Here is a 302-nt window from a genome sequence, read left to right as displayed (position 1 = left end):
TGTCTCACCAGTTACTCCAGTAAGACCCGTTCCACCTGTGGCTCCTGTTGTTCCTGTTCCCGTTGCACCTGTCGCACCAATTACTCCAGTAAGTCCCGTTGCACCGGTGGCTCCAGTTGTTCCCGTTCCGGTTTCGCCTGTCGCACCTGTTTCTCCAGTTGACCCAGTCGCGCCTGTCGCGCCGGTAGCCCCGGTGACTCCTGCTACAGGTGCATCTGTCACACCTGTTGCACCTGTTAAACCCGTCGCACCAGTAGCTCCAGTTGTTCCGGTTCCAGTGGCACCTGTCTCACCGGTTATAC

Annotated in this window: 1 pseudogene; it reads right to left on the bottom strand. The window is 57.9% G+C overall.

Features of this window, described 5'->3' with window-relative positions:
• Positions 1 to 302: pseudogene (locus tag HP548_RS00065) on the bottom strand (hypothetical protein); the annotation flags it as partial.

The sequence above is a fragment of the Paenibacillus taichungensis genome (genome assembly GCF_013359905.1).
GTDB classification, from domain to species: Bacteria; Bacillota; Bacilli; order Paenibacillales; family Paenibacillaceae; genus Paenibacillus; species Paenibacillus taichungensis.
The sequence above is the reverse complement of the archived record's forward strand: the minus strand, read 5'-3'. Positions and strand labels throughout refer to the sequence as shown.